At 62.5% G+C, this 6,472-nt stretch carries 7 protein-coding genes; 4 read left to right on the top strand and 3 right to left on the bottom strand.

Translation table 11 applies throughout. The annotated features are described in order from the left end of the window. On the top strand, window positions 1–273 hold a 273-nt coding region (locus H7841_17440), incomplete at its 5' end, for a hypothetical protein (protein ID MEO5338647.1). A gap of 428 nt (window positions 274–701) precedes the next feature. Here the strand turns inward: H7841_17440 and H7841_17445 are convergent. Together H7841_17445 and H7841_17450 are read right to left on the bottom strand one after the other, a co-directional pair. Continuing rightward, window positions 702–1,286: a Uma2 family endonuclease gene (locus tag H7841_17445; protein ID MEO5338648.1), complete on the bottom strand. Its 585-nt coding sequence runs from the start codon at window positions 1,284–1,286 to the stop codon at window positions 702–704. Between the two features lie 73 nt (window positions 1,287–1,359). Continuing rightward, complete coding sequence (locus H7841_17450) at window positions 1,360–1,950, bottom strand: HlyD family secretion protein (GenBank protein ID MEO5338649.1); 591 nt, start codon at window positions 1,948–1,950, stop codon at window positions 1,360–1,362. On the opposite strand from H7841_17450, the gene H7841_17455 reads away from it, so the two are divergent. From H7841_17455 to H7841_17465, 3 genes are all read left to right on the top strand, one after another. After that, window positions 1,945–2,457 (top strand): hypothetical protein, encoded by a 513-nt coding sequence (locus H7841_17455; GenBank protein ID MEO5338650.1) that lies wholly within the window; start codon window positions 1,945–1,947, stop codon window positions 2,455–2,457. The two genes, H7841_17450 and H7841_17455, sit on opposite strands and share 6 nt — an antisense overlap. 384 nt (window positions 2,458–2,841) lie before the next feature. Continuing rightward, window positions 2,842–3,237: a hypothetical protein gene (locus H7841_17460; GenBank protein ID MEO5338651.1), complete on the top strand. Its 396-nt coding sequence runs from the start codon at window positions 2,842–2,844 to the stop codon at window positions 3,235–3,237. Window positions 3,238–4,990: 1,753 nt separating this feature from the next. Further along, window positions 4,991–5,284 carry a hypothetical protein gene (locus H7841_17465; GenBank protein MEO5338652.1) on the top strand — a complete coding sequence of 98 codons (294 nt, stop codon included), beginning with the start codon at window positions 4,991–4,993 and terminating at the stop codon, window positions 5,282–5,284. A gap of 865 nt (window positions 5,285–6,149) precedes the next feature. Here the strand turns inward: H7841_17465 and H7841_17470 are convergent. Next, window positions 6,150–6,472, bottom strand: a 323-nt coding sequence (locus tag H7841_17470) for a DUF4351 domain-containing protein (GenBank protein ID MEO5338653.1), incomplete at its 5' end; no start/stop codon positions are given.

Consider the following 6,472-nt stretch of genomic DNA (forward strand, 5'->3'; position numbering starts at 1 on the left):
CGTCTGTTCAGCGACGGGCGCAAGTCCCGTGGCGTCAAGACGGCGGCCGAGAAGGAAGCCGAGCAAAAGGCCAACCCGGCCCTGCCGGCAGGCTGGCGGGAGATGATGGCCGGCCCCTCTGGCGCCCCCGGCCCCTCGGGTTCCCCCGGCGCCAACGGCCAGGTCAATGTCACCTTCGACAACCTCCCGAAGGGCGCGCGGGTGCGCACCGACACCCAAGGCGACGACGTGACGCTCGCCTCCTATCTCGGCTTTGCCTTGGGGGTGCCATAGGAAGCGAAACGCGGCCTCACGCGCGCGAAGCGAAAACTACCGCTACGCGAAACCGCTGTGCTCCAACTTCGGCTGTCCCGGAGTCCAAATCTCGGTGTCGCGCTTCAGTCGCGCCTCAACGGCTTTGCCGCTGAAATGGCACAGAACGCCAGGGTTTCACCGTAGCGCCTGAAGGCGGAGAACTGCTTCCGAAAGAAAATTGGCGGAGGGAAGGAGACCCGCGTCCAACCTTCTCCGTGCCGGGGGCGGAACGTTCGGAGACGAATTTTCTGGAAGGACGGATGGGCGAAAGCGACCGGCAGCAAACAGCAGCCATTGGAAATCAAGCTGTTGGCGGTTTCTCCAGTCTCATTCGTCCGACCACTTCCATCGCAGCCACCGGACGGAGAATTTCCGCATCCCTGCCGGCGGGCAACGGCATTCCAAAATCAGCCGGCCTTCATCTCCGTCTCAAACGCCACGCCCTCATAGACCGCCTCCAAGGGGACCTCGATATCAACCGACGTAAGGCGTAAGATGGCTTCGCTTCCGTTTGCATCGGAGACGGCCCACCCCTCCGATGTACGGTGCCAAATCTCGGCTCGCATCGCGGTTGATGAAATCAACACGATTTCCTGAACCGAAGGAATGGAGCGATAGTCCGGAAGCTTCGCTCCCCTGTCGTAGGTGCTGGTCGATGGGGAAAGAACTTCGAGAATAACCAAAGGATTCGATGCGATCCGCTCTCCCGGAGTTGGAGCAGCGCAGGTTATCATCAGGTCAGCTTGATAATAAGTGTCCACATTTGCCGGCAGCAAGATTCCTGCCTCGGAAATGATTCGACATGGCCGACGAAGCCGCCCTCCAACGGTAATGGCAAGATTTGCCGCCACAGTTCCATGGGAGGCCGTAGGCGGAGCCATGGCGAAGACCTCACCACCCACCAGTTCGTAGCGGGTGTCGGTGCCGTCGTCCCAGGCCAGGAACTCTTCCACCGTCATGTGGGATGGCTGTTTCAGTGCCGCTTGTGCCATGCCGACGCTTCTCCGGACCATGCGTTACGGGTTGGACTATAGCAGATTTTCCCGAGGCAGGGAAAACCGGAAGTCAAAACCCGCTCTCGCGGATCAGGACGGCGAGGGTGGCACGCCAGAGGCGGGTGGCGAGGCTGCGGGCCGGCCCATCGAGGAGGACGCGGCCACGCACGCTGCGGAAAGGGTACGGAGCCTCCTCCGCCCCGAGGGCGACCTTGTAGACGGTATCGCGGGGGACCAGAGTCTTGTCCTGGCCTTCGCCGGCCACCGCGACGGCGCCGCCGAACGTCGAGGCGAAGGCCGGATCGGCCAGCGACCGCGCGGCGGCCTGGTCGATGGCCGTGACGGTCACCGCCAGGGAGGGCAGGTCGGGATCGTCGGGCACGAAGGTCCCCCTGGAACCGGCCGCCACCTCCTTCAGGTCGGCCTCGGGCAGGTAGGCGTCCATGCGGGTACCGGTGTCCGAGACCACGATAGCCAGCAGGTCGTCGGCCGCCACCCAGCGACCGGACCGCAGGCCCTCGGCCATGTCCTTGACCCGGCCGGCCATGGCGGCCGTCAGGGTGCCGCGCCCCTGCTCGATGCGAAGGCCGTCCAGTTCCGTCCGGGCGGTGGCAAGCTGGCGTTCCAGTACCTGCCGCTGTTCCCGGAAGCGGGCATGCATGCCCTGCTGCTCGACCTGCCAGGTCAGGGCCTCGACGTTGCGGGCCGCCTGACCGGCCTGGTAGTCGATATCGGCGGTCGCCAGCCTGACCAGGGGCTGTCCGGCTTCAGGGATGCCCAGGCCTTCTTCCATGAAACCCTCGACAACGACCATGGCCGGCTCGAAATCCGCCACTGGTCCATCGGCGACGTCGACTGGCTCAGGAAGCGCCACGATTGGGCCGGCCTCACCAGCATCGGCATGATCGAACGCCAGGTCGAGCGGGTGCTGGCGGAGCGCGGCTCCGCCGATCCGGCCCTTGGCGCCGTGCCGCTCGACCTGCCGCTGCTGGAGATGGTCATCGAGGAACTGGAGCGCTTCCGCGCCGAGCGCGGCCTTTCCTGGAGCCCGGAGCGCAAGGCTCGACTTATCGGACTTGGCTATGGCATGATGTTGGAGGAAAAGGAGAGTTCGGGGGGCAAGGCCGAGGCCGGCCGGCTCGCCTACCTCTTCAAGGCAGCATCCTAGATCCGGGGGGATCGACCATGTTCCGCAACCGCTTCGCCAGCGCGATTCGCGCCGCCGCCGGCGCCAACGACGACGGCCGGCCGCAAGCCGCGCCTCTGGCCGTGTTCAACGGCCCGGTGACCATCGTTTTCGGGGGCACCTGCGGGGCGCCCCTCGAAAAAAAACGCGGCGGCAGATGGTGTATCAACCGTTACTCGCTCGATTTCCGGCGCCTCTCGCCCCTTCGGCCAGGCGCTGGCGCCCCGCCGCCAGCTGCTGTCCGCGCTGGACCGCCTGCCGCCCTTCCGGTCCGGCCGAGCCCTCGCGGCAGCCTTTCTGGCCGGTCTGCTGGCCTTCTCGGGCGCGGCGGCGGCGGCGGGGGAGGGGGAGGCCTATCCGCCCTCCATGTTCATCGGCCAGCTGGAGGCCCAGTTCGGGGGCAAGCGGGTCAAGTGTCAGGATTCCAAGGGCGAATGCTGGGAATGGGCTTCCAAGACGCGCCGACAGGACGCCACGGTCATAGCGTCCAGGGGCGGCCAGTTCGGCCAGTTCGACCAGGTCATCCTTGCCGCCGTGCTCCAAGGCGACTGGCGTCCCGAGAACCGGGCCCAATCCTCCGCCTTCATGCGGGAGGCCATCGCCATGCTCGCCTATCGCTGCGACGCGGCCGCGAGGGAGCTGGCGGCCGCCGTCGGACCTCTCCCGGTGGAGGGCGAGAAGGCGGTCACCTGCGGGCACGACCGCCTCGCCCTCAAGCGGCGGTCGGAGGTTCTCATGGTCCTCGACGTCAACGGCGAGTAGTCACTGCAACATCGCCTGTCCCGGCGGCCGTTTTTGCGCAGCTACTGCAGACACCGCGCCGGGCCGTCTTGTTGGCCGCCTCCCCTGGCCTCAACCCGGCGGATTCTCAGGGCCCGTCCCACCATATCCCGTCCCATCCCACCATATCCCGGTTACTGCAAGTAACTGTGTCCCCGTTCAGCGGGGCGGAAAGACCGTCGTCACCTCCCACTGCTACATCTCGTCCCTGCCCGCCGACGCCGTCCTCCTCGCCCGCGCTGCCCGCACCCACTGGCAGGTCGAGAACAACCTCCACTGGGTGCTCGACGTCGTTTTCCACGACGTTATGCAGAGCGCGGAATTATGTCGAGTTGCGGCGATGCCTGTTGAGAAATCCGTTGATACTGCCTGGGAAGTTTAGCGACAGTCGGGGTGCTTGCTCCGCATAATTTTGTCCTTCACGGGGGCCATGGGGGCCTCTGCAAGGGAGGACGACTATGACAACGACATGTTTCTACAAGCGTGTTCAGACGGTTCCGGACGGAATTCTGGCCGCACAAATCTCGCCCTTTCTCGAAACCTTGCGGTCACGAGGTTATTCCCGTGCGGCCGGACCTTCAACTCCCCCAGCACAGAGGGCTGGAATTCACGTGGAAAATCAGCCATCTGCAAAGCCGTACCAAATTGGCCCAGTCAACAGGTTCGGAGAGAATAGGCCGAGAGAGAGGAAATTCGAGGAGAAGCGGTGCTGCGGCGGTCAACAGCTTGCCGCCCGGAGGCGCGCGGAACCTGGGGTTTTCGGGGCGCCAGATGCCGTTAAGAGACTGTTATGAAATGGAAATTGGCGGCCCGAAGGGAACCGGCGTCCAACCTTCTCCGTGCCGGCTGCGGAACGATCGGAGATGGTTTTTCGGATAGCCAGCCAAGCGGAGAAACCTGGCATCGAAATTTCCCAAGGGCCCGGCATGTTTGCATCCATGGCGCCAGTACGGTTTTCGTGATAAGAGTAGAAACCTCTTCCATGGGTCCCTCATCGCCATGATGGCTGATCCTCTGTCTGTCGAACTCATTCTCCTTGCTCCCGATCCGGTCGCGGACTCGGGAACCGCTCTTCGCCATGCCGCCCAATTGGCCGAGCTGTTGAACGGTGACGAGACACTTCCGCCGGGCGTCCGGCGGAAAGATGGACACCCTCCGGAAACCGCCGGAGGTGTCTTGTCCGCCGCCCGAAAATGGTGCCTGGAGAGGAATGCGTCGTTCTACGGGATCGTTCTCGATGATCGTCTCGTCATCGGCTCGATCTCGCTCAGTCACGTCGATCCCCGGAACCGTACCGGTCGAACGGGTTACTTCCTGGGAAGCCGATACCAGAACCGGGGATACGGAACCCTAGCCCTGGCGCGGCTCCTTGTCCTGGCCCGCGATCAAGGGTTGGAAGCCGTATCCGGGACGGTTCCCGCATCGGAACCCGCCTCTCGACGAATTTGGGAAAAGTCCGGTTTTCCGCTCCGCTTCGTCGGCGACGAGGTCACGGCTCTCGTCTGTTGCTGGAGCCACTGACCCCATGACCCAAGGTAGCGGACTTTTATCGCCTCGTCAGCATTTTAAGACCTTGGTCAGGCCACCAGTGAAGGCATTTCTCGAAGACCCGGGATGCGAATGGAAGGCCAAGTGTGCCGCGCATGCGCTGACGGACCTCATCGAATGGACGTGTGTATATCGAAAAGATAAAGATGGCAATATCCCATGTTATTCCAGGTAGATTAAAGACTTCATGACCAAGATGATAGGGGAGTGCGATGCTATCCGGCCCATCAGAGACGTCGCCGATGCGGCTCGACACAGAATCTTAACGCGCAATACTAATCAGCGCACGATTACGACGGCAACCACGGCGTGGACTTCGGAGAATGATTACTTGACGTACAATTCTATAGACGGGCAATACGATGGGAAAAGGTTTGATGAAATCGTGAAGCCGGTTTTTCTGTTCTGGGATTCATGGATCGGAAAAAATTTCCCTGAAAATTCGCTTCGGGAAACGGTGAAGCCGGACTACCTCGAATAGCGGTGATGCATCCTCTGGACATTCCTACACCGCCATGACAGGAACGGCACCGGGTACCTTCGGGACCGTGATCCATGGCCTGGACAACGCCCTGGCCAACGGTCTCCACCTTCGGGTTTCGGTGATCGTCGCCAAGCCCAATGCGCACGAGGTCACCGTGATGGAGGAGATGCTGCGCCGAGAGGGCATTGAGCATCACGTCTATTCCCGGATGATTCCAACCGTAGATGGAAACCGGAGACCGCTGGACCTGATGGCCGATCTCGGGCGTCCCATGGTGTTTTTCCGCCCAAAGAACGGATGCGCGGGCGGGACCCTGGCACTGCATGTTCGCGCGTCGGGAAGAGCCAGTCCCTGTAGGCTGCTTCCGAACATATCCGTTGATCTGCTTTCCGAGGACTTGACCCACGTAAGACGGCTCGCCCTTCACCCCGGCGTCAAGCCCACGACGCCAAACTGCGCGAGGTGTGCGACATCGGATCGTTGCCCGACCTGCGCGCCAATTTTCGCCTTGCATAAAAAGGCCGGGACCATCCCATCCCCCATCTGCCGCAACCAAGCGGCATGATCGAAATCCCGCCGGAGAAAGTTCGATCCCAGTCTCCTTCGGGTGGGATGGCGGAGGGAAGGAGGCTGGCATCCAACCTTCTCTGTTGCCGTGGCGGAACGTTCGGAGACGGGTTTGTGGGTGGAACGACGGGCGGGAAAAGCTGGCGTCAAACCCCGTCCCTGAAAAATCAACGCGCTACCGGTTCTCCAGATCAACAGCCCATCTGATTCGGATGACAGCGGAGAATTTGTCGTGAACTTGCCGGGTGGCGATTGCGGTTTCGAATTCGCCCCTCGGGGACACGACTTTCGGGACTCAGCGGAATACCTCGTCCAGGGCTTTGGCATCAAGGACCCTGAGGCTCCACTCTTCCAGGTCGGCGGTGTCGGCAGAGGAGATTTTGTCGCGAGCCCAATCCGGTAAGTCGCCGAACCGGCGTTCAAGCAGGCGAATGAGAACAACAACCTCGCCTTCCTGACGGCCTTCCTGACGGCCTTCCTGACGGCCCTCATGGAGCCACTGCCGCTTCCATTCCTGCTTCCACTCGTCCATCCGTGTCGCCAACATCGTCCGCACCTCCAGCAAGTTCTCCGACACCCGCGTACTGGTATCGGCACCTTCTTCCGTCGCGATCAGCC

This window comes from Magnetospirillum sp. WYHS-4 (assembly GCA_039908345.1).
Lineage (GTDB): Bacteria > Pseudomonadota > Alphaproteobacteria > Rhodospirillales > GLO-3 > JAMOBD01.